Consider the following 21,171-nt stretch of genomic DNA (forward strand, 5'->3'; position numbering starts at 1 on the left):
ATGCATGGCAGGTCCTTGCCAATTCGGACCGAATTCCGGGAGCCGTCGAATGCACCGAAAGACCTGGGCCCTGCTCACCGCCGCGGCCTGCACCCTGCCGCTCGCCCTCGCCACCACCGGCACCGCGGCCGCCGCACCCGCCGCCGCACCCGCCGTGAACTGCGCCTACACCCCGGCCGTGCCCGCCGACAACTTCAAGGGCATTCCGGTGTTCGACGCCAAGAAGGCCGCCAAGCCCTACAGCGCCACGCTGCGCACCGGCCAGGGCAACATCACCTTCCAGGCCCTCACCGACCAGGCCCCCTGCACCACCTTCTCGTTCCGCTTCCTCGCCGAACACGACTACTACGACCGCACGCACTGCCACCGCCTCACCACCCAGCGGCTCTACGTCCTGCAGTGCGGCGACCCCACCGGAACCGGCAGCGGCGGCCCCGGCTACTCCTTCCCCGACGAGAACCTGACCGGCGCCACCTACCCCGCCGGCACCGTCGCCATGGCCAACGCCGGCCCGAACACCAACGGCAGCCAGTTCTTCATCGTCTGGAAGGACACCAAGCTCTCCCCGAACTACACCCCCTTCGGCCGGATCACCGCCGGACTCGACGTCCTGCAGAAGATCGCCGCCGGCGGCGAGGACGACCAGAACGGCCCCGGCGACGGCTACCCGACGCTGCCCGTGAACATCCGCAACGTCTCGCTCTCCAAGCACTGACCGCCCGCCCGGCCCCCGCCACCGGCGGCGGGGGCCGGGCCCGGCCCGGGTGCGCTAGGGTCTGCGGATGCCCGCCTCCCGCACCCGCTCGTGAAGCCCCTCCGGTCGCTGACCGGCTCCCTGACCGGCTCCCTGATCGACGTCCGGCCGCTGCGCAGCTCCCCGCCGTTCCGCCGCCTGCTGATCGGCCGGACGGTCTCCACCCTCGGCTCCTTCATGACCATGGTCACCGTCATGTACCAGGTCTGGGAGACCACCCGCAGCCCGGCCTGGAGCGGCGCCGTCGGCCTCGCCCAGGCCCTCCCGATGATCGGCATCGGCCTGTTCGCCGGCTCCTGGGCCGACCGCACCGACCGCCGCCGCGCCTACCTGCTCGCCAACGCCGGCCAGGCGACGTGCTCCGCGCTGCTCGCCGTCCAGGGCTTCACCGGCCACGTCCCGGTCGCCGCCGTGCTCGCCCTGGTCGCCGCCCAGTCCGGCTTCGGCGCGCTCGGCGCCCCCGCCGCCGGCGTCTTCGTCCCCCGCCTGGTCCCCGAGGAGCAGGTCGCCGCTGCGCTCGCCCTCAACCAGGCCACCGGCCAGGCCATGATGCTGCTCGGCCCCGCCGCCGCCGGACTCGTCCTCGGCCGCTGGGGCGTCGGCACCTGCTACCTGCTGGACGCGCTCAGCTTCGGCGTCTCCTTCGCCGCCGCCTTCGCGCTCCCCGCGATGCCCCCCGAGGGCGGCCGGGCCCGCCCCGGCCTCGGCGGCGTCCTCGACGGGCTGCGCTTCCTCGGCGGCCACCGGGTGGTGCGCGGCGCGCTGCTCACCGACCTCGCCGCCACCCTGCTCGCGATGCCCGCCGGACTGTTCCCGCTGGTCAACGACGAACGCTTCGGCGGCAACCCGCGCACCCTCGGCCTGTTCCTGTCCGCGCTCGCCGTCGGCGGCGTCCTCGCCACCGCCTTCTCCGGCCCCGTCACCCGGCTCGGCCGCCCCGGCCCCGTGATGCTCGGCTCCGCCGCGCTCTGGGGCGCCGCGCTCGCCGCCTTCGGCCTCACCCGCTCCGCCTGGACCGGGCTCGCGCTGCTCGCCGCGGCCGGCGCCGCCGACTCGATCGCCGTGCTCTGCCGCACCACCCTCGTGCAGACCCGCACCCCCGACGCCCTGCTCGGCCGGGTCACCGCCGCCGAGACCGTCGTCGGCCAGGCCGGCCCGCAACTCGGCAACCTCCGGGCCGGCCTGGTCGCCGGCGCGACCTCCGGCACCACCGCCCTGGTCACCGGCGGCCTGCTCTGCCTCGCCGCGGTCGCCGCCGTGGCCGCGAGCACGCCCCGGCTCCGGCGCGGCGAGCGGGAACCGGAGGAGGGGACGGCCGCCGCCGTTCCGCGGGCGCGGACGGACGAGGCGCCCGCGGTCCCCGAGTGACGGGGCGTCAGGCCGTCGGCCGGTACGGGCGCAGCACCATGAGCGGGGAGCCGTCCGGGGCGGGCTCCGGGGTCGCGGCCATCGCGAAGGGGAAGCGGTCGAGCTCCAGGCAGAGCGCGACGTCCTCGGGGTGCGACCCCGCCCGGACGCCCGCCGCCAGTTCGGCGGCGGCCCGGGACTCCGCGCCCCGGCGGAGGAAACCCGCCGGGTCCGGCGCGGCACCGGCGGCCCGCAGGGCCACGTACTCGGCGCAGGCGAGGTCCTCCTCGGCCCGGCCGTCCTCGCCCGTCACCACGAACGTGACGCTCTCGCAGCCGCGTTCGCGCAGCACCGCGGCGGTGGCCCCGGCCACCACGAAGGAGGCGCAGAGCACCAGCGGGGCGTCCCGGACGGCGAGCGCCCCGACCGTGCCCGCCGTGGTCTTCTGCACGACCGTCCGCCCGGCGAGGTCCGCCCCGCGCAGCAGGGCGGGGGAGTTGACCGCGTCGAACCCGGGCGCGGGCGCGCCGTCCTTGAGCGCGACCCAGTCGGGGTGACGCTCCTTCAGGGCCAGCGCCTCCTCCAGCGACGCGGCCAGCACGATCCGCTCCGCCCCCCGCGCGAACGCCCACGCCGCCACGGTGTACGCCCGCATGACGTCCACCACCACTGCCACCGGAGGGACTTCGGCCAGCTCGGGCATCCCGAGGAAACGCGCATCCATCCGCCCATGATCGGGCCCGGCCCGTCCGCGCCGCACCCCGTTTTGCGGCCGGTCCGCCCCCGGCCGTCCCCCGTTCGGCCCCGCGGGCGTGACCCGGGCGGGCGCGGCGCGTTGGGCCTACGGTCCGCGCCCGTCCGCCCGCCCGAGAGGTGCCCCCCATGGCGTTCCGCCGCTCCGCCGTCGTCCTGGCGCTCGCCGCCGTCGCCCTCTGCCCGTCCGTGCTGCCCGCGGCCGCCGCCGGAAGGGTCGGGGACCGGCTCACCGTCACGGTGACCGACGGCCGGGACGGGGACGGCACGTCCGTCCTGCAGTGCCACCCCGCCGGGGGCAGCCACCCCGAGGCCCGGCGGGCCTGCGCCCGGCTGGACGCGCTGACCCGGCAGGGCGGCGACCCGTTCGCGCCGCCCCCCGCCGACGAGATCTGCTCGATGCGCTACGGCGGCCCCGCCCGGGCCCACGTCACCGGCCGCTGGCAGGGCCGCCCCGTCGACGCCTCCTACGGCCGGGCCGACGGCTGCCAGAGCGCCCGCTGGGACCACCTGGTCCCCGTCCTGCCCGACCAGCGCTGACGGCCCGTCAGGGCACGCAGCCGCCCAGCGGGGCCGTCTCGCCCGCCGGCCGCCCGCACAGGTGCTCGGTGACCGGGACGCCCTGCGGGTCGCGGCGGACCCGGATGATGTGGATGCCGTGCCCCGGCTGCGTCCCGGTCGCCAGCGGGGCGGCCTCGCGCAGGTCGACCGTCCCCGTGGCCCGGTTGTTCAACTGCACGGCCCGCAGCGCCGCCATCACCGACCCCGTCCCGTTCAGCTGGGACGCCCCCGCCTTCGCCGCGCCCGCCTGCAGCGCCGCCGTCGCGTCGTAGGCCAGCGCCAGCGAACCGTCCGAGAAGACGTCGTCCTCGTACGGGTTGCCGCCCGCCCCGCGCGGCGCCAGGCCCAGCACGCTCGCCGCGGTGTCCGCCAGGTCCGAGCCGCGGGCCGTGGTCGCCGGGTCCGACAGCGCCGTGTAGTACAGCGTCGCCTGCGGGGCGATCCCGGTGCCGCCGGTGCGGAACTGGGCCTTCGTCAGGTCGTCGCCCGTCAGCACCGCCAGCTTCCCCGCGCAGCCCTTGTCGTCGGACAGCCGCCGCATCAGCTGGTTGACGTCGTCGGCCCGGCCCGCCAGGTACAGCACCGCCGGCGGGTGCCCGCCGTGGCAGGTCGCGGCCAGCGCGCTCTCGTAGTCCGGATCGCCGTTGCTGGTCAGGCCGTACTCGATCGGGCCGCCGGTGATCAGCCGGTAGCCCGCGCCCGTCAGCATCGCCGAACCGTACCGGGCCTGCTCCGCGCTGTACCGGTCGTCCGGCGTGGGCACCCTGGTCAGCACCGCCGCCCAGCGGTCGTCCGGCGGCGTCGCCAGCCCGTCCACGATCAGCCGCAGCGCCGCCGCCTCCTCCTCGTCGGTGGCCGCCAGACCGAAGTAGTTGACGTGGTCGCGGGCCAGGTAGCTGGCCGAATTGGTGGTGCTGACCACCGCCAGCCCCGCCTGCTGCAGCAGCGTCAGGGTGCTGCCGCTGTCCGCCGTGTCCCGGCCCAGGCCCACCACCCCCGCGATCGAGCGGTCGCGGGCCGCCAGGTCGACGATCCGCCGCACCATGTCGGCCTGGAAGTACATGTCCTGGCCGCCGTTGGCCACCAGCACCTTGATCTTCAACGGGTCGCCGGCGTTGTTGCGCACCTGCGCCAGGTACACCCCCGCCAGCTCCTTCAGGCTGTTCAGCGCCCGCCCCTGCTGCCCCGCCGCCGTGGTCAGCGACCCCGCGTACACCACCGTCACGAACCGGACGTCCGGCAGCGCCGCCACCCGCTCGTTCTCCCGCCGGACCGCCTCCTCCAGCGACCCCACCCCGACCCCGGCCCCCGTCCGGTCCGACGCCGTCCCCGGCAGCTCCCCGTTCAACCGGATGCCGCCGTCCGTGCCGAACCCCACCGACCCGGTCGCCACGCCCACGCACTCCCGGGTGCCGCCCGGGTCGGTGCGCCACACCGCGTCCGGGTTCGAGCCGACCAGCCGGGCCTCGCAGAACTGCCCGCCCAACTGCTGCACCCGCAGCCCCGCCGCCCCCGCCAGCAGCACCATCACCAGCAGCAGCGTCCAGCGCGACCACAGGAACCACCCCGACCCGCGCACCGGCACCGGCGCCAGCCGGGTCGTCTCGCCCGCCTGCAACTGCAGCCTGGTCAGCCGCACCGGCAGCGTCCACGCCAACGCCCGCCCCCGGCTCGGCGCCTGACGGATCCGCAGGTCGCTCACCCAGTCCTCGTACGGGCCGCGCCGCGCCCCCACCGCGTGCACGTTCACCGGCGCCGTCCGCTCGTCCAGCAGCCAGGCCGCCACGTCCGCGTGCGCCACCGCCGCCAGCACCAGCAGCGGGTCCTGCTCGCTGCGCCGGCTGCGGACGTCCGAGATCGCGCCCAGCACCCGCAGCGCCCCGCCGTCCGCGTCCGCCCGCGGCACGAACACCACCGGCGGCACCCGCCGCTTGCGGCCCCGCGCGTCCGGCGCCCAGGAACGGTGCGCCCAGCGCAGGTCCTCCAGCAGCGCCAGCGTGCGCAACTGCAGGTGGAACTGCTGCGCCCGGTCCCGCTCCTCCGGCGGCGTGCCCGGCAGCCGGGCCTTCAGGATCTCCCCGGCCACCTCGCGGGCCCGGGCCTGCGTCACGTCCCAGGACATCCGGGGCCGCCACAGCGACCAGGCCGCCGCCTGCCGCCCCGAGGCCGCCAGGAAGGTCGTGGTGGCGAACCAGCGGCTGGCCGACCCCAGCCAGGACAGCGGCGCCGTGTTGCGCCGCACCCAGCCGCTGGCGCCCAGCACCGCCAGCGCGACCAGCAGCACCGCCGTGACGAGCTGCCAGGTCGCCTGCGTCAGCAGGCTGGTGAGCGCCGCCAGCACGAACGCGCCGATCAGCGTGGTCGAGTTCAGCACCGGCGACAGCAGCCGCTGCAACTCGCCGCCCGCCGTCCGCGGCTCCGGCCGCCAGTGCAGGTCGCGCAGCCGGGCCAGCACCGGCTCCACCAGGTCCTCCGGCGCCCGCCCCGCCGCCGGACCGGCCGCCGGATCGTCCAGCACGTGCCGGACCGCCGCCTCGATCGCCGCCACCAGCCGGGACCGCGGCGCCGGGTACCCCCGGTACCAGGACGGGCCGCGCCGCGCCCACGGGCCCTTCGCCAGCCCGTCCAGGATGCCGACCGCGTTCTCGTGCGGATCGCCGCCCGCCGTGTGCGGCACCGTCCGGTGCGGCAGGTCGCCGGCCTCCTGCGCCTCCTGGACCGAGCGGACCACCGCCCGCACCTCGGCGTCCAGCACCGGGTCGTCGTCCTCCGCGTACAGCACCACCACCGGCATCGGCAGCCGGGCGCCGCTGAACTGCGCCACCAGGTCCTGCACCAGCGCGTCCACCTCGTACTTGGCGGTGGTCCGCACCCCGCCGATCCCCGCGCCGCCCCGCACCGAGCCCGAAGTCACCAGCCACCCCCCGCAGCAGCCACCACCCCCGCGGCAGGCGCCGCGCCGGGCCTGATCCGACGTCAGACCGCGAGTGTAGACCCGCGTCCCGACACCGAACACAGGGACGCGGAAGGACCGTTGGGGGTTCCGGGGCGCCGTCAGAGCCGGTGCACGGAGCAGGGGGAGTGCTCGAACGGGGCCCTGAGCCCCCGCACCGGGCGCAGCCCCGCCGTCCACCGGCCCGAGATGACGCCGCGCTCCAGCAGGAACAGCTGGTTCGCGCGGTGCCGCAGCAGGACGCGGTACTCCTCGACCACCTCCGGGCCGTTGTCCGCGAGCTCGGCCACCACGCCCTCCAGGAAGCAGGTCGCGCACCCCGGCCCCGGCCGGTGCCGGTGGCGCGGCACACCGTGCGCCTCCAGCCCCCACACCGTCACCGTGCCGTCCGGCCCGACCCCCAGCAGCACCGCGTCCGGCGGCCCCGCCCCGTCCCCGAGCGCCAGCAGCCGGGCCCGGAACTCCACCGGGTCCACCTCGACCAGCGGCCGGCTCACCGCCGCCCCGATCACCGGCACCAGCAGCGCCAGCACGGTCAGCCCCGCCCCCGTCCACCCCAGCACCGACAGCCAGAGCGGCCCGTCGCCCCACCCCAGCGCCACGGCCGCGGCCGACCACAGGAAACCCGAGAACACGTCACCCGGCCGGGGCCCCTCCCGCACCCACACCCGCACCACCGACGACCCGGCCAACAACGCCACCGCCACCTGACCGAGGACGTCCACGAAATCCACGGACCACCACCCCCTCACCGTCCATGTCCGCCGCCCGGCTTGATCAACCCTCCTTTTTTCAGGGTGAGTTGACGAGACATCAGGAAGGCGGCGGCGCGATGGGCGGCGCCGGGCAGCGGGCAGCGGGCATTCGGCATCCGGCAGCGGGCCCGGTGCGGGTCGGCGCGGGATCAGGAAGCGGGCCCGGGCCGGCGGACGGCGCCGAGCAGGAGGGCGGTGAGTTCGGCGACGATCCGGTCCGGGGTGGCCTCGACCTGGCCGGCGATCCAGTCGTGGAGCAGGCCGTTGACGGCGCCGATGAAGGCGGTCGCGGCGATCCGGAAGTCGCGCGGGGCCAGCTCGCCCCGGTCGGCCGCCGCCGCCGCCTCGGCCAGCAGCAGGTCCACCCAGCGGGCCCGGCGGACCAGCCGCTGCCGCTCCAGCTCCGCGCTGACGCCGACGATCTCGACGAAGGTGATCCGCAGCCGGCGCGGGTCCTCGGCGACGGCCGTGACGTAGCCGCGCAGCACGGCCGCGATCCGCTGCTCGAAGGGGAGCCCGGCGGCCCCGGCCAGGGCGCGCAGCACGGCCTGCTCCTGCTGGTCGTTCACCGCCAGGTGCAGCCGGGCCAGCACCTCCTCCAGGTTGCGGAACTCCTCGTAGAACTGACGGGTCGACAGCCCCGCCGCCTCGCACAGCCCCGCCACCGAGGCGCGCCGGTAGCCCGGGCGGTCGCCGAACTGGGCGAGCCCGGCCGCCAGGAAGCGCTCGCGCCGCTCCTCCCGCCGCTCCCGCGCCGAGCGCCCGCCGTACGTCCCGCCGCCGTCGCCGTCCGTTCCGGCCCGCCCCATCCGTCCCCCTCGCCCCGCCCGGCACGGCGGGTGGTGCCCCGCGCCCCGATTGTCGCCCACCGACGTCTTGTCAGGGCCGCCGGAGCCTCCCTACCGTCGAGTAGCACCGATCTGACTACCCGTCGTTTCAGACTGCGTGCGCCCCGGCGCCGTGCCGCGCCGCGCCGCGCACCCGGGAAGGAGTCCCGATGCCCCGAACCCCCGCCGGGCGGACCCGCCGGCTCCGGCAACTCGCCGCGACCGCCGCCGTGCTGGCCCTCGCCCTGCCCGGCACGGCCGGCGCCGCCCGCGCCGAGGCCGCCCCCGCCGCCCCGACCGCCGCCTCCGCCACCCCGCTGCGCGAGGTGATGTTCGTCGGCAACAACTGGGACGGCACCGCCGACGTGATCACCTCGCGCGGCGCGCTGTCCCGGATCGGACGGATCAACGTGATCCCCGACAAGGACCAGCGGCTCGCCGAGATCTACCTGAACCCCGTCAAGCTCGGCTACTTCCTCGGCGTCCGGCTCGGCCCCGGGGAGGGCCACGACCAGTTCGTCGACGACATGTACGCCACCCCCGACGGCACCGCCGTGGTGGTCTCCCGCCCCAGCTTCGCCGACGTGGTCTCCCTCGACCTCGCCACCGGACGGATCAACTGGCGCTTCCCGGTGGCCGGTTACCGCTCCGACCACATGGCCCTGTCGCCCGACGGCACCCGGGTCGCGGTCTCCGCCTCCACCGCCAACACCGTGCACGTGCTGGACGTCGCCACCGGCCGCCCACTCGGCTCCTTCGCCACCGGCGACAAACCGCACGAGAACCTGTTCACCGACGGCGGCCGGCAGATCTGGAACATGTCGATCGGCGACGTCACCACCGCCCTCGACGCCCCGTGGCTCGACTGGACCAAGGGCGACCGGCACATCACCGTCGTCGACGCCGACACCTTCCGGACGGTGCGCACCATCGACATGCGCCAACGGCTGGACGCCTTCGGCCGCCCCGACCTGTCGAACGCGGTGCGCCCCGCCGCGTTCAGCCCCGACGGCTCGACGCTGTACTTCCAGGTCTCGTTCTTCAACGGCTTCGTCGAGTACGACGTCGCCACCGACCGCGTCACCCGGGTCAAGACCCTCCCGAAGAACCCCGCCACCAGCGAGGACCGCACCACCTGGGTCAACGACTCCCGCCACCACGGCCTGGCGATGAGCCCCGCCGGCGACCGGCTCTGCGTGGCCGGGACGATGGACGACTACGCCACCGTGGTCGACCGCGCCACCCTCCAGGAAGGGCCGCTGGTACCCGCCGTCAAGCCCTACTGGGCGACGGTCAGCGGCGACGGCGCCTCCTGCGTCATCTCGGAGAGCGGCGCCGACCGGGTCACCGCCATCGACTTCGCCACCGGCCGGGTCACCTCCTCCGTCCCCGTCGGCGACCACCCCCAGCGGGTCCGCCTCGGCCACGTCCCCGCCGACTGGACCGGCCCGCAGGCGGGCTGACGGGCCGTCACCCCTCGGCCGCCCTCCCCGCCCCGGGGCGGACCGGCCGCGGCGGCAGGGGGCCTGGTTGACTGGCCCGATGCCGACCCCGCCGCACCCCGCCGGGCCGCCCGTCGACCTCCTCGCGCTCCTGGAGGAGTTGACGGGCGGTCACCGCACCGAGCGCCGGGAGCGCCCCGTCGCCCACCCGCTCCCCGCGGACACCGACCCGGCCGAACTGGCCGCCCTCCGGGACGCGCTGGGGGAGCGGGCCGGCCGGCCCCGGAGCCTGGCCCGGGACGGCGCCGTCGCCCCGGACGCCACCCGGGAACGGGGCGGCGCGCTGCTGGAACCGTTCGGCGGGGAACTGCTCGACCTCTCCGCCTGGGGACACCGGGCGCACTGGATCGGCCTGGGCCGGACCGCCACCGCCACCGGCAGCGGGCCGGTGCTGGTCGTCGCGGACCGCCCCGACCCCGCCCGGGCCGGCCTCCCCGAGACCAGCAGCTGGGTCGAGTGCCTGGCCGCGCTGACGGAGTGGACGCCGCGGCCCCGCCCCGCCGTCGACTGGCCGGCGGTGGAGGCCGCGCTGGGCACCGCCCTGCCGCCCGACTACCGGGAACTCGTCGAGACCTTCGGCCCCGGCGGCTTCGACGGCTACGTCGACCTGCTCACCCCGGGCGCCGACGGCCTGGACCTCCTGCGCTGGGCCACCGGGATGCCCGCCGACCTGTTCGCCCCGCACCCGGCCTTCCCGGCACCCGGCGGACTGCTCCGCTGGGGCGCCTCCGAGCAGGAGACCGACTTCACCTGGCGGACCGGCGCGCCCGACCCGGCCGACTGGCCCGTGCTGGTCCGCGCGGGCCACACCGGCGCGTGGCGGCGCTTCGACTGCGGGCCGGCCGAGTTCCTCGCCCGGATGCTCACCGAGGTCGGACTCGGCTTCGAGCCCAGCCACCTGACGGACCGCCACTTCTTCGAGAGCTTCGAGGACTTCGAGAGCTTCGAGGACGTCCGGGGCTCCTGGTGATCCGGGGACTTTCTTCCAGGCTTGACGCGAGCATGCGGCGCTTCTAGATTGCGCCCGGGCCGTCGGGCCCGCGCCACCCTCCCCGCCCCACCCGGACCGAGTGAGGAACCATGAAGCGCACACCGAGCGCCCCCGTCAGGACCCTGCTCGGCCTGGCCGGCGCCCTGACACTCGTCGTCGCCGTCCCCGCCACCGCCGACGCCGCCGTGCTGACCAGGCTGCCGCAGAACGCCCCGGGCCTCGACCAGACCTTCTCCCCGGCCTACGACTACGACAAGGACGGCTGCTACGCCACCGCCGCGATCGGCCTCGACGGCACCCTCAACCCCGGGCTGAAGCTCGGCGGCGACGTCAACGGCCACTGCCACGACTACGCCCAGCTCGCCGACTCCAACACCTACTCGCGGGCCAAGTGCAACAACGGCTGGTGCGCCGTCGTGTACGCCAGCTACTTCGAGAAGGACCAGGCCACCCTCGGCCCCGCCGCGATCGGGCACCGCCACGACTGGGAGCACGTGGTGGTCTGGATCAAGGACGACACCGTCCAGTACGTCTCGGTCTCCCAGCACAGCGGCTACCAGGTGGCCGCCCGTTCGGCGATCCGCTTCGACGGCACCCACCCGAAGATCGTCTACCACAAGGACGGCGTCTCCACCCACGACTTCCGGTTCGCCAACACCAACGACGAACCGCCCGAGAACGCCACCGGCGCCTGGTTCTCCCCCCGCCTGGTCGGCTGGGACGGCTACCCCGCCGGCTACCGCGACAAGCTGCTGGCGGCCGACTTCGGCGCCGCCACCATCAAGATCGGCGACGGCCCCTTCCAGTACGCCCTGGCCCACTCCATGCCCGCGGGCCTCCCCTTCGACCCCAACGCCTGACGGCTCCGATCCCCACGCCCGACGGCTCCGACCCCCAAACGCCCGACGGGGGCTCAGCCGCCGAGCTCCCGGGACCGGCCGGCCCAGCGGACCACGAACGGCATGGCGGCGCCCGCCGCGACGAACAGCCCGCCCACGACCAGCCAGCCCGGGGCGCCCCAGCCCAGGCAGAGCAGGCCGAGCAGGGCGGGGGCGACGGTGTAGCACAGGCCCATGCCGACGCCGAACACGCCGGAGTACTGCCCCTGCGCGTGCGCGGGGGCCAGCCGGAACCGCAGCTCCATCGACCCGGCCGCGTGCCAGAGCGAGCCCACCGTGTGGACCGCGACACCCGCCGTCATGACCGCGGCGGCGGCCCAGCCCGGCAGGCCCGGGGCCACCGCGATCACCGCCATGCCGACCAGGAAGGCCACCCCGGCGCGGCGGGTGGCCCGGCCCGCGGCCCGGCCGCCCGTGACGCCGCGGCCGGTGCGGACCTGGAGGAGCACCACCAGCACGGTGTTGACGGCGAGCGCGACACCCGTGAACCAGCGCGGCGCACCGGTGTGCAGGACCACCCACAGCGGCAGCGCGTAGGTGATCACCTCGCCCTGGACCCACAGGAAACCGTCCAGCACGACGAACGCCAGGTAGGGCCGGTCCTTCAGCGCGAGCCGGCGGTCCGACCCGGGCGAGGCGGGCAGCGGCTCCAGCCGGGGCAGCCGGAGCACGACGGCCGCGCAGCCGACGAAGGTCAGGGCGTTGGCCAGGATCAGCGCCCGGTAGACGGAGGCCGAGTCCCACTGGATCACCGCACCGGCGGCCAGCGCGCCGAAAGTACTGGCCAGGAAGGCGAGCGAACGCAGGTAGGCGCGGAACCTCGGCACCTCGTCACCGCCGAACCGGCGGATCATCGGACCGCGCGCCGCACCCCCCGAGGCGCCGGCCAGATCGGTCACCGCCACCGCCGGCATGAACGCCACGAACGAGTGGGCGAACAGCAGCGACACCATGGCCGCCGCCTGCACCAGCAGGGTCACCAGGAAGACGCCGTTCGGGCCGCGCCGGTCGGCGAGGTGCCCGACGGGCGGACCGGCGAGCAGGCCGACCAGCCCGGCGACCCCGAGCCCGACCCCGACCTGACCGACGGACAGGCCGATCACCCGCATCGCGTACAGCGGAGCCGTCGCCAGGAAGGCCGCGGTGCCGAGCTGGTTGACGAAGCCGCCGAGAGCCAGCCGGCGCCGCGGACCGGACTCCAGGAGCAGCCCCCGCCGCACCGCCCAGGACCGGCCGTCCGGGGCGGCGGCCTCCGGAGGGACGTCGGGGGACAGGGTGCTGCTCCGGCTCACGCGGTACTCCAGGAGGTCGATCGGAGGCCGATCGGGGGTCGATCACGGCCGGGGGCAAGATCGCCCCGGGAGAGGATGCCCGCCCCCGCCGCACCTGTCGAGCCGTCAATCCGCTGCGGGGAGGACCGTTCCCGCACCACCCCGCCCGCGGTGTGACACAGGTCACGGCAGTGGAGTGGATAGCCGCGCGGACCCCAGGGCCTTGAACAGGGTGCAGGCGCTCCGGCACCCCGGCGGCGCGGCGCGGCAGAGCAACGGGACCGACGGGGAACCGGCGGGGGAGAGGGGCGGGAGTGCGGGGAGGAGAGGCACGCGGCGACGGGTTCGACCGCTTCGTGGCGGACCGCTGGCCGACACTGCTCCACCTGGCGCGGCTGCTCGTCGGCGGCGACCGCCACCGGGCCGAGGACCTGCTGCAGGAAGCCCTGGTCAAGCTGTGGTTCGCCTGGCCCCGGATCGGCGAGCAGGCCCCCGAGGCGTACCTCCGCACGGTGCTGGCCCGGGCCGCCGCCCGCTCGGCCCGGCGGCGCTGGTGGGGCGAACGGCCCGTCGAACGGCTGCCCGACCCGCCCGGACCGGCCGACGAGGCCGCCGCCGTCGACGAGCGGACCCGGCTGGAGGCGGCACTCGCCCTGCTCCCGGCCCGGCAGCGCGCCGCCGTGGTGCTGCGCTACTACCAGGACCTGCCGGAACGTCAGGTCGCCGAGGCGCTGGGATGCCCGCTGGGCACCGCCAGGTCACTGACGGCCCGCGGCGTCGCCCGGCTCCGGCACCTGCTGGCCGGGACGGCCGCCCCGGTCGAGAGCTGAGGAAGGAAACCGTGGACCGCTTCGAGCAGGAACTCGCCCGGATGATGCGCGACACCCGGGAGGACACGCCCTACCAGGACCGCCACCGGGACCGGCTGCGCGCCGGGGTCCGCGCCCGCCACCGGACCGCCGCGACCCGGGCGGCCGTCGGCACCGGCCTCGCGGCCGCCGGACTCTGCGCCGCCCTGCTGCTCGCCACCGGCCCGCTCTCCCCGGGCGCCCCCGCCGCCCCCGTCCCCCACCCGCTCGCCTCCGCCGGAGCGACGGCCGCCACCACGGCGACCACGGCTACGGCGGTGGCCCCCGACCACCGCACCCCCTGCCCGTCGACCGGGAGCTGTGCCACCCCGTGAGCCGCGAGAACACCACCACCGCCCCCCGCCCGCCCGCCGGGCAGCCGCCCCTCCCGTGGGCCGTCCGGCTGCGCCGCGCCGGATACGTCGCGCCCCTGCGGACCTCCGTGCACGAGCGGCTGGTCGCGCCCTGGCCGGACCGGACGACGCGCCGCTCCGGATGGGTACCCGCGCTGCTGGTCGCGCTGTTCGCCGGGCTGCCGCGCTTCTGGCGGCTGGACACCCCGCGCGCACTGGTCTTCGACGAGACGTACTACGCCAAGGACGCCTGGTCGATGCTGCGGCTCGGCTACGAGGGCAGCTGGCCGGACCGGACGGTCGCCGACCCGCAGATCCTCGCCGACCCGCAGACCGTCCCGCTGTCCGACCCGGGGGCGTTCGTCGCGCACCCGCCGGCCGGGAAGTGGGTGATCGCCCTCGGCGAGTGGATGTTCGGACTCGGCCCGTTCGGCTGGCGCTTCGCGGCCGCGGCGCTCGGCACCCTCTCGGTCCTGATGCTCTGCCGGATCGGCCGCCGCCTGTTCCGCTCCACCCTGCTGGGCTGCCTGGCCGGGGCGCTGATGGCGGTGGACGGCCTGCACCTGGTGCTCAGCCGGACCGCGCTGCTCGACCTCTTCGTGATGGTCTTCGCCCTCGCGGCGTTCGGCTCGCTGCTCCTCGACCGCGACCGGACCCGGGCCCGCCTCGCCGCAACCCTCGCCGACCGCCCCGCTGCCCCGACCGCCTCCCCGCCCTCGCCCCCGTCCGCCGACCGGGCCGGGACCGGCCCGCGCCCCTGGCGGCTCGCGGCCGGAGCGTTCCTCGGCCTGTCCGCCTCGGTCAAGTGGAACGGCCTCTACTTCCTCGCCGCCTTCCTGCTCCTCACCCTGCTCTGGGACGCCGGAGCCCGCCGCACCGCGGGCGCCCGCCACCCCTACCGGGCCGTGCTGCGCCGGGACACCCCGTCGGCCGCCGCCCTCCTCGCCGTCGCCGCGCTGACCTACCTGGCGACCTGGACCGGCTGGTTCCGCTCCGACCTCGCCTACGGACGGCACTGGGCGGACGGCCGCGGCGGCCCCTGGTCGTGGATACCGGCCCCGCTGCGCAGCCTGTGGCACTACGAGGCGGAGGTGTACCGGTTCAACATCGGCCTGCACTCCCCGCACTCCTACCAGTCGAACCCGTGGAGCTGGCCCGTCCTCGGCCGCCCCGTGCTGTTCCACCACGTCCAGGTGCCGGCGGGCACGGCCGACTGCCCCGGCCCGGACGGCTGCGTGCAGACGGTCCTGGCCCTCGGGACGCCGCTGCTGTGGTGGTCGGCCTGCGCCGCGTCCGGCTACCTGCTGTACCGCTGGGCCCTGCGGCGCGACTGGCGCTCGGGCGCGGTCCTGTGCGGGGCGGCGGCCGGCTACCTGCCCTGGTTCCTGTACCAGGACCGGACGGTCTTCTCCTTCTACGCCGTCGTCCTGGTGCCCTTCCTCTGCCTCGCCCTGACCGCCGCCCTGGCCGCCCTGCCGGGACCGCCGGGCGCCACCGCCACCCGCCGCCTGCGGGGCACGGCCGCCGCGGCGGCGCTCGTCCTGCTGATCGGCTGGAACTTCGCCGACTTCCTCCCGCTCTGGACGGCGCGGACGATCCCCTACACCGACTGGCGCTCCCACCTCTGGCTCGGCACCTGGTTCTGACCCGCCCGCCCCGTCGCCCGCGGGCCGGGGCGCTCAGAGCCGCTTGGCGCTGCGCAGGCCGCGGGCGTAGTAGCCGTTGTCGTCGAGGCGGGCGGTGCCGCCCTTGTCGCCGAAGGTCGGGCCGTCCGCCTCCTCGCGGCTGGAGATGTAGCGCGGGTGGCCGTCGGTGTCGAGGCCGAGGTAGATGCCGACGTGGTCGAGCCGGGCGCCGGTCCGGGCGTCGATCTCGAAGAACACCAGGTCGCCGGGGAGCAGCGGGTCGATCGAGGCCGGGCGCACGGTGGTCTCCGAGCCGGGCAGGGTGGTCAGCGGCAGCACCGGGACGCCCGGGCCGAGCCGGGCCAGGCCGTTCGCGGTGCGGGCCAGGCCCGGGCCCGCGACGTCGGCGCTGAGCATCGGGAAGCCGGAGCGGTAGCCGTACACCATGCGGACGAAGCCCGAGCAGTCGAAGGCCCCGTAGCGGACCTTGTCGGGCTTGCGGGTGACCTTGTCGGCGAAGGTGTACGGCACGCCGAGGTAGTCGAAGAAGTCGGTCTGCTCCAGGCGCAGGTCGTTGCCCTCCGAGCCGTTCGGGTTGAGCGGTCCGAACGAGGCGTCGCCCCGGAACCGCACCCCCTTGCCGTCCTTGGCGGCCGGGGCCCCGGTCAGGTACTGCACGGCCACCGCCAGCACGTCGTCCTCGGTGGAGCCGAGCTGCTTGCCCAGCCAGGTCCGGAACCACTCCTGGGACTCCGCCCCGGCCTGCCAGTTCTGCGGCAGCAGCCGGACCCAGGCGTCGGTGACCACCTTCGCGTCCGTGGTGCCCGGCTCGCTGAAGGTCCGGCCCGGACCGGCCAGGGTCGCGGTGCGGGCGCCGTCGGTGAGGGTGGCCAGGATCGCGCCGCCCGGCCCGCGGACCACGGTGCGGCCCGGCGAGGTCAGCCGCTCGTACTGATAGGCGGCGGCGGTCGGCGCGGCCGCCGCGGCGGCGGCCGGGGGCTGGACCAGGGTGAGGGTCGGGAGCTTCCCCGCCCCCTCGGACCGCCCCTGCGCGCGCAGTTCCACGGTCAGGTAGGTGCTGGTGGCCAGCAGCACCGCGACGAGCGCGGTGTTGAGCACGGTCGAACGGGGCATGGGCGACGTCCTGGCGAGGGGTGGGGGCGGAGGCGGGGGTCGGGTCGGCTCAGGTGCCGGGCAGGGCGCCCAGCAGCACGCCGGCGGTGAGCACCACGTACGTGGCCAGGGTCACCGTGGAGGTCGACATCAGGGTCGCCGCCTTGGGCTGGCGGACCAGCTGGTAGGTGATCAGGCCCGGCACGATGAAGCCCAGCGTCTGGTTGGCGTACAGGGTCGGCAGCTCCTGGCGCAGCAGCAGGGTGGCGGTGGCCTGGAGCAGCACGCCGGTCAGCACGACCGCCGCGAACAGCCGCTTCCCGTACAGGATCACCAGCTTCTGCAGCAGCTTGGTGGCGAAGAAGGCGATCACCGTGACACCGATCACGATGGCCACCCGGGTGAGGTCCTCGACCAGGGTGAGGGCCAGCCAGCCCGGGGTGATCATGCCGCCCGGGGACAGGTTGGTGGTCAGGTAGCAGACCAGGGAGAACACCAGACCCAGCGCGATGCCGATCGCGGCGATGTCCGGGGTGAGGACGGTGGGGATCACGGCTGGTCTCCGTAGGGCCGGTACTGCTGCTGGTGGGGGTACTGCTCGTGCTGGGGGTGGACGGGCCGGGGGACCCGCAGGCCCACGGTCGGCGGGTCCTGCTGCTGGACGAACCGCCCGCCGTGCTCGTCGTACACGTGCTGCTCTGGCTGCCCGCGGTACTCGCCGTACTCGCCGTACTCCTCGGCGGCGGGGGTGGGGGTGTCGTCGGGGGCGTCGTCGGGGGCGAGCCGGGCCAGCTCCTCCAGGAACAGCTCGCCCTGGCCGTGGATGTTGCCGATCGCCACCAGCGAGGAGTCCGGGCCGAGTTCGGCGAGCAGGGCGGCGGTCAGCTCGGCCGGGTCGCGGCGGTCGCCGCCGAGGTCGACGATCCGGCCCCGCCAGTCGGCGGGAATCCCGTCGCGGGCGCTCTTGGTGGGGTGCCCGATCAGAAAGACGGTGTCCGGGGCCAGGTCGGGGACGATCTGGCCCATCTGCCCGTTGCGCTCGACCCGGTCCGGGCGGCAGTTGACGACGACGTTCAGCGGCCGGTGGATCGCGCCGAGGCCCTCCAACTGGGCGACGTTCATCAGCGTCGACTCCGGGTCGTTCGCCGCGAAGACGTTGGCGAAGCGCAGCCGCTTGCCGTCCTCGGTGCGGTAGCGCTCGACCGAGAGCACACCGGGGTCCGGCGGGGCCTGCCACATGCCCTGCAGCGCGGTCTGCCGGTCGATGCCGACCAGTTCGGCGACGGCCAGCGCGATCGCCACGTTCTCCTTGAAGGTGAACCAGGAGAAGCCGCGCAGCTCCTCGTCGCTGACCGTCTCCGGGTCGACCACGATCAGCTCGCAGTTCCGCTTCGCCGCCTCCTCGCGCAGGATGTGGGCGCGCTCCTGCTCGGCGGTGACGACCACGCCGCCGATCGGCATCGACCGCGACAGCGAGCGGGCGACGTCGTCCAGGGTCGGGCCCATCTCGGCGAGGTGGTCCTCGCGGACGTTGCACAGCACGCCGATGGTCGAGCGGATCAGCTTGGTCTGGTTGACCTCCTGGAGCGCGGGCATGACGGCCATGCACTCGATCACCAGCGCGTGCGGACGGTACGCGGCGGCCCGCCGGACGATGCCGATCTGCTCGACCACGTTGGCGATGCCGAACTTGCGGTAGACCGGCTCCTCGGTGGCGTCCGGGTGGATGAACCGGGCCGCGGTGCCGGTGGTCTTGGCGACCGTGACCAGCCCGCCGCCGCGCAGCGCGCCCGCGCACAGGCGGGTGATGGAACTCTTGCCGCGGATGCCGTTGACCAGCACCCGGGTGGGGATCTGCTCCAGCGAGGCGAAGTGCCGCCGCTGTTCGACGATCCCGGCGACCAGCAGCACGGCGCAGCAGGCCAGCAGGACGAGGTAGAGGAAGAGCACGCGTGGTCCCTCGGCGGGGTCAGTGGCCGTGCCCGGCGCGGGCGCCGGTCGGAGCGGGGGCGGAGACGGGGGAGGGGGAGGACGGCGCCGGGCCGGCGGGGCGGCGGGCGGCGTACTCCAGGTCCTGGCGGAGCAGTTCCAGGCTGCGGGCCACCGCGCCGACCTCGTCGTGGTGCACGGGGTACAGCACGGTGCGGCGGTCGCCGGCGGCCAGCGCCTCCGCGCCGTCCGCGAGCCGGCGCAGCGGCAGCCCGACCACGATGAACAGCCAGCCCAGGCAGAGCGCGGCCGCGGTCAGGCCGAGCATCCCGGACAGCACCGCGCGCCGGTCGGCCCGGTTCTGGTCCAGGTGCAGCCAGGAGACCGGGTGCGCGGTCACCACCGACCAGTTCAGCGCCCGCAGGTTGCCGGCGGCGGCCAGCGGGGCGGCGGCCAGCACGACCGGGTCGCCGCCGTCCCGGACCACGTCGCCGACGCCCTTCTTGTCGGCCCGGTCCACCAGCTTGGCGGCCCGGCCGTCCGGGAGGTCGCCGAAGGAGACGAACGCCTCGTTCGCGGCGATCACGCGGCGGCGGTCGTCGACCAGCCAGACCCGGCCCAGCCCGTTGCGGCTGAGCAGGCCGGTCAGCACGTCGGAACGCAACTCGCCGACCAGCAGCGGCCCGGCCGGACCGGCGCTCGCGTCGGCGGCCGTGCCGCTGGCCGTGCCGTTGGCCGGACCGGTGGCCGCACCGGCGGTCGCGTTCGGGGTCGCGCCCGCCGTGGCGGACGGGTGCGCGGACGGACCCGCCGACGGGTGCGCCGTGGCGGCGGGCGACGGGCTCGCGGCGGCGCCGGCGGCCGGGGCCCCGGGGGCGGGGCTCGCCGAGGTGCCCGCCGGAGCGGCGGGCGCGGCCGGGTCGTCCGCGGACTCGTCCGCGCCGTCCAGGCGCACCCGGGCGGCCACCCGCGGCTCCTTGCCGGAGCTGTTCAGCAGCAGCACGCCGCCGGGGCCGACCGCCTCGGGGCCGGTGCGGTGCGGGGCCTCGCCCGCGACCGCGAGGGCCCGGCCCTGCGCGTCGAGGACGTAGAGCGAGCGGTAGCGCTCGTGCGAGTCGAGGGTGGCGCGCAGCAGCGCGGTCGCCCGGGCGGTCTGCCCGGCGTCCAGGGCGGCGGCCACGGCGGGGGCCGCGGCGCGCAGGTCGGCCCGGCTCTCGTTCAGCGCCTGGCGGACCCGGTCGGCGGTGTCGTCGGTGCGGTCGCGCTGCCCCTCCAGCACCTGGTCCGGGACGCGCGCGGTGGTGCGGTCGCCGCCCAGCGTCATCAGCGGCACGCACCAGCCGAGGATCAGTGCGGCGCAGAGCCCCAGCGGTAGGGCCAGGCCCGGCCGCCGACGGCGGGGCGGCCGCGGCGGGGCGGGGCGGGACGGGTCGCGCAGCTGCAGCCGCACCTCCTCCAGCGCGCGGGCGATCCGCCCGGCCTCGCCGCGGGTGGGGCCGGACACCGGGGCGTCCAGCTCGCCCCGGTCCAATCGGCGGGCCTCGCCGTACAGCCGCAGCAGCGGGCGCTGGACGGTGCGCAGCAGGAACCGGAGCAGCAGCAGGGCGAGCAGCAGCAGCGCCCCCGCGGCGGCGAAGCCGAGGGCGGGGTGGCGCAGCGTGCCGGGCTTGCCGGTCGCGGTGGAGGTCGAGACGACGGTGAGGCCGAGCGCGTTGACCGGGTCGCGGTCGTCGGCGCTGGTCAGCGAGGCGTAGCCGACCAGGCGGCGGGCCCCGGCGGTCTCGGACGGCCCGTCCAGGTGGCCGGAGACGACCGCGCCGGGGGCGGGCCGCCCGGCGGCCCGGTGCACGGCGAGGGCCACGATCTGCTTGTCGCCGGCAGCGGTCAGCGGGGTACCGGTGCTGTCCAGGACGGCGCCGGAACGGTCGAGCACCTCGACGGTCTGGTCCTTGCGGGCGGAGGTGCCGGACAGCCGCAGCGTGTCGGAGGCGATCAGCAGCGCCTTGCCGCCGGCCCGGCCGTCCGCCGCGCCGCCGGTGGCGGTGCCGCCCGTCCCCGCGGTGCTGCCCGTCCCGCCGCCGGTCGGGGTGCCGGTCGCGGTGTTCTTCGTGCCGCCGGACGCCCCGTCGGCGGTGGTGGAGACCAGCGCGAAGGTCAGCAACCGGTTCCCGTTGGCGGACGGGACGACGATCGGCGCGGGGGCGGTGTCGGTGATCGTGCCGAGGTCGAGCCCGGCCAGCGGCACGGTCTCGCCGCGGGCGGCCAGCAGCCGGCCGTCGGCGGGCCGGACCAGGACGAGGCCGCGCCACTTCTGGTACGCCCGGCCGAGCGAGGCCACGACGGCGGCCGGCTCGCCGGGTTCGTCGTCGTAGCGGGCGGCGGCCCGGCCGAGGTCGGCGACGCTCTCCCGGACCCGGGAGTGCAGCACCGACGCGGTGTCCTCGGCGGTGTACTGGTGCGCCTCGCGGACCGCCAGCGGGGTCTCGTCCACCCGCAGGCCCCCGACCGCGAGGGCGGTGACCGCCGAGACGGCCGTGAGCAGGATCAGCAGCAGCACGATCGGCGGGCGGATGCCACCGAGCAGCGGCATGTCGGCCCGTCGGCGGTACCGGTGCTGGCGCGGGGGACTGGGGGCACTCACACGGCCTCATATCGGGGTCGCGCGGCCGTGAGGTACCCCCGTAACTCGG

18 protein-coding genes are annotated in these 21,171 nt (G+C 76.1%); 9 read left to right on the forward strand and 9 right to left on the reverse strand.

The window, feature by feature from the left end; all coding sequences use genetic code 11:
- Positions 1–49 precede the first annotated feature (49 nt).
- Positions 50–715, forward strand: a complete 666-nt coding sequence (locus ACIQBJ_RS31625; protein ID WP_400717496.1) for a peptidylprolyl isomerase — start codon at positions 50–52, stop codon at positions 713–715.
- Between the two features lie 90 nt (positions 716–805).
- Positions 806–2,122: an MFS transporter gene (locus ACIQBJ_RS31630; RefSeq protein WP_400717498.1), complete on the forward strand. Its 1,317-nt coding sequence runs from the start codon at positions 806–808 to the stop codon at positions 2,120–2,122.
- A 7-nt stretch (positions 2,123–2,129) separates the two neighbouring features.
- Here the strand turns inward: ACIQBJ_RS31630 and ACIQBJ_RS31635 are convergent, their stop codons facing one another.
- Positions 2,130–2,825: a 2-phosphosulfolactate phosphatase gene (locus ACIQBJ_RS31635; RefSeq protein ID WP_400717500.1), complete on the reverse strand. Its 696-nt coding sequence runs from the start codon at positions 2,823–2,825 to the stop codon at positions 2,130–2,132.
- Between the two features lie 158 nt (positions 2,826–2,983).
- Between ACIQBJ_RS31635 and ACIQBJ_RS31640 the strand changes: the two genes are divergently transcribed.
- Positions 2,984–3,394: an SSI family serine proteinase inhibitor gene (locus ACIQBJ_RS31640; protein WP_400717502.1), complete on the forward strand. Its 411-nt coding sequence runs from the start codon at positions 2,984–2,986 to the stop codon at positions 3,392–3,394.
- A 7-nt stretch (positions 3,395–3,401) separates the two neighbouring features.
- Here ACIQBJ_RS31640 and ACIQBJ_RS31645 read toward each other — a convergent pair whose 3' ends face one another.
- From ACIQBJ_RS31645 to ACIQBJ_RS31655, 3 genes are all read right to left on the reverse strand, one after another.
- Positions 3,402–6,329 carry a hypothetical protein gene (locus ACIQBJ_RS31645; protein WP_400717506.1) on the reverse strand — a complete coding sequence of 976 codons (2,928 nt, stop codon included), beginning with the start codon at positions 6,327–6,329 and terminating at the stop codon, positions 3,402–3,404.
- Positions 6,330–6,469: 140 nt separating this feature from the next.
- On the reverse strand, positions 6,470–7,102 hold the full coding sequence (locus ACIQBJ_RS31650) for a hypothetical protein (RefSeq protein WP_400717508.1): 633 nt from the start codon (positions 7,100–7,102) through the stop codon (positions 6,470–6,472).
- A gap of 170 nt (positions 7,103–7,272) precedes the next feature.
- On the reverse strand, positions 7,273–7,932 hold the full coding sequence (locus ACIQBJ_RS31655) for a TetR/AcrR family transcriptional regulator (protein WP_400717511.1): 660 nt from the start codon (positions 7,930–7,932) through the stop codon (positions 7,273–7,275).
- Positions 7,933–8,120: 188 nt separating this feature from the next.
- Here ACIQBJ_RS31655 and ACIQBJ_RS31660 point away from each other — a divergent pair, with 188 nt between their 5' ends.
- From ACIQBJ_RS31660 to ACIQBJ_RS31670, 3 genes are all read left to right on the forward strand, one after another.
- Entirely contained in the window at positions 8,121–9,413 is a 1,293-nt protein-coding gene (locus ACIQBJ_RS31660) for a YncE family protein (protein WP_400717514.1), read from the forward strand.
- A gap of 79 nt (positions 9,414–9,492) precedes the next feature.
- Positions 9,493–10,422 carry a hypothetical protein gene (locus ACIQBJ_RS31665; protein ID WP_400717516.1) on the forward strand — a complete coding sequence of 310 codons (930 nt, stop codon included), beginning with the start codon at positions 9,493–9,495 and terminating at the stop codon, positions 10,420–10,422.
- 110 nt (positions 10,423–10,532) lie between these two features.
- On the forward strand, positions 10,533–11,303 hold the full coding sequence (locus ACIQBJ_RS31670; RefSeq protein WP_400717519.1) for an NPP1 family protein: 771 nt from the start codon (positions 10,533–10,535) through the stop codon (positions 11,301–11,303).
- A gap of 53 nt (positions 11,304–11,356) precedes the next feature.
- On the opposite strand, the gene ACIQBJ_RS31675 is transcribed toward ACIQBJ_RS31670, so the two are convergent.
- On the reverse strand, positions 11,357–12,634 hold the full coding sequence (locus tag ACIQBJ_RS31675) for an MFS transporter (RefSeq protein ID WP_400717522.1): 1,278 nt from the start codon (positions 12,632–12,634) through the stop codon (positions 11,357–11,359).
- 293 nt (positions 12,635–12,927) lie between these two features.
- Between ACIQBJ_RS31675 and ACIQBJ_RS31680 the strand changes: the two genes are divergently transcribed.
- Genes ACIQBJ_RS31680 through ACIQBJ_RS31690 form a run of 3 tightly spaced genes read left to right on the forward strand, consistent with a single transcriptional unit; the run spans position 12,928 to position 15,460 of the window.
- The gene (locus ACIQBJ_RS31680; protein ID WP_400717524.1) at positions 12,928–13,443 is read left to right on the forward strand and encodes a SigE family RNA polymerase sigma factor; all 516 of its coding nucleotides are present in this window, start codon (positions 12,928–12,930) and stop codon (positions 13,441–13,443) included.
- Positions 13,444–13,454: 11 nt separating this feature from the next.
- On the forward strand, positions 13,455–13,796 hold the full coding sequence (locus tag ACIQBJ_RS31685; RefSeq protein ID WP_400717527.1) for a hypothetical protein: 342 nt from the start codon (positions 13,455–13,457) through the stop codon (positions 13,794–13,796).
- Positions 13,793–15,460 carry a dolichyl-phosphate-mannose--protein mannosyltransferase gene (locus ACIQBJ_RS31690; protein ID WP_400717529.1) on the forward strand — a complete coding sequence of 556 codons (1,668 nt, stop codon included), beginning with the start codon at positions 13,793–13,795 and terminating at the stop codon, positions 15,458–15,460. Before ACIQBJ_RS31685 ends, ACIQBJ_RS31690 begins: the two co-directional genes overlap by 4 nt.
- A 33-nt stretch (positions 15,461–15,493) precedes the next feature.
- Here ACIQBJ_RS31690 and ACIQBJ_RS31695 read toward each other — a convergent pair whose 3' ends face one another.
- The 4 genes from ACIQBJ_RS31695 to ACIQBJ_RS31710 are packed head-to-tail and all read right to left on the reverse strand — an operon-like array spanning position 15,494 to position 21,122.
- Positions 15,494–16,573, reverse strand: coding sequence for a C40 family peptidase (locus ACIQBJ_RS31695; protein WP_400717532.1), 1,080 nt, complete (start codon positions 16,571–16,573; stop codon positions 15,494–15,496).
- A gap of 49 nt (positions 16,574–16,622) precedes the next feature.
- The gene (locus ACIQBJ_RS31700) at positions 16,623–17,105 is read right to left on the reverse strand and encodes a poly-gamma-glutamate biosynthesis protein PgsC/CapC (protein WP_400717534.1); all 483 of its coding nucleotides are present in this window, start codon (positions 17,103–17,105) and stop codon (positions 16,623–16,625) included.
- Positions 17,102–18,502, reverse strand: a complete 1,401-nt coding sequence (gene pgsB, locus ACIQBJ_RS31705) for a poly-gamma-glutamate synthase PgsB (RefSeq protein ID WP_400717536.1) — start codon at positions 18,500–18,502, stop codon at positions 17,102–17,104. Before pgsB ends, ACIQBJ_RS31700 begins: the two co-directional genes overlap by 4 nt.
- Before the next feature lie 19 nt (positions 18,503–18,521).
- The gene (locus ACIQBJ_RS31710) at positions 18,522–21,122 is read right to left on the reverse strand and encodes a HAMP domain-containing protein (protein ID WP_400717539.1); all 2,601 of its coding nucleotides are present in this window, start codon (positions 21,120–21,122) and stop codon (positions 18,522–18,524) included.
- Positions 21,123–21,171 lie beyond the last annotated feature (49 nt).

It is taken from the genome of Kitasatospora sp. NPDC088391 (assembly GCF_044753345.1).
Lineage (GTDB): Bacteria > Actinomycetota > Actinomycetes > Streptomycetales > Streptomycetaceae > Kitasatospora.

What these genes read in the sequence shown, in the direction of transcription:
- ACIQBJ_RS31625 (WP_400717496.1), top strand. Translation starts at nt 50, where the DNA reads ATGCACCGAAAGACCTGGGCCCTGCTCACCGCCGCGGCCTGCACCCTG.
- ACIQBJ_RS31635 (WP_400717500.1), bottom strand. Translation starts at nt 2,825, where the DNA reads ATGGATGCGCGTTTCCTCGGGATGCCCGAGCTGGCCGAAGTCCCTCCG.
- ACIQBJ_RS31640 (WP_400717502.1), top strand. Translation starts at nt 2,984, where the DNA reads ATGGCGTTCCGCCGCTCCGCCGTCGTCCTGGCGCTCGCCGCCGTCGCC.
- ACIQBJ_RS31655 (WP_400717511.1), bottom strand. Translation starts at nt 7,932, where the DNA reads ATGGGGCGGGCCGGAACGGACGGCGACGGCGGCGGGACGTACGGCGGG.
- ACIQBJ_RS31660 (WP_400717514.1), top strand. Translation starts at nt 8,121, where the DNA reads ATGCCCCGAACCCCCGCCGGGCGGACCCGCCGGCTCCGGCAACTCGCC.
- ACIQBJ_RS31665 (WP_400717516.1), top strand. Translation starts at nt 9,493, where the DNA reads ATGCCGACCCCGCCGCACCCCGCCGGGCCGCCCGTCGACCTCCTCGCG.
- ACIQBJ_RS31670 (WP_400717519.1), top strand. Translation starts at nt 10,533, where the DNA reads ATGAAGCGCACACCGAGCGCCCCCGTCAGGACCCTGCTCGGCCTGGCC.
- ACIQBJ_RS31695 (WP_400717532.1), bottom strand. Translation starts at nt 16,573, where the DNA reads ATGCCCCGTTCGACCGTGCTCAACACCGCGCTCGTCGCGGTGCTGCTG.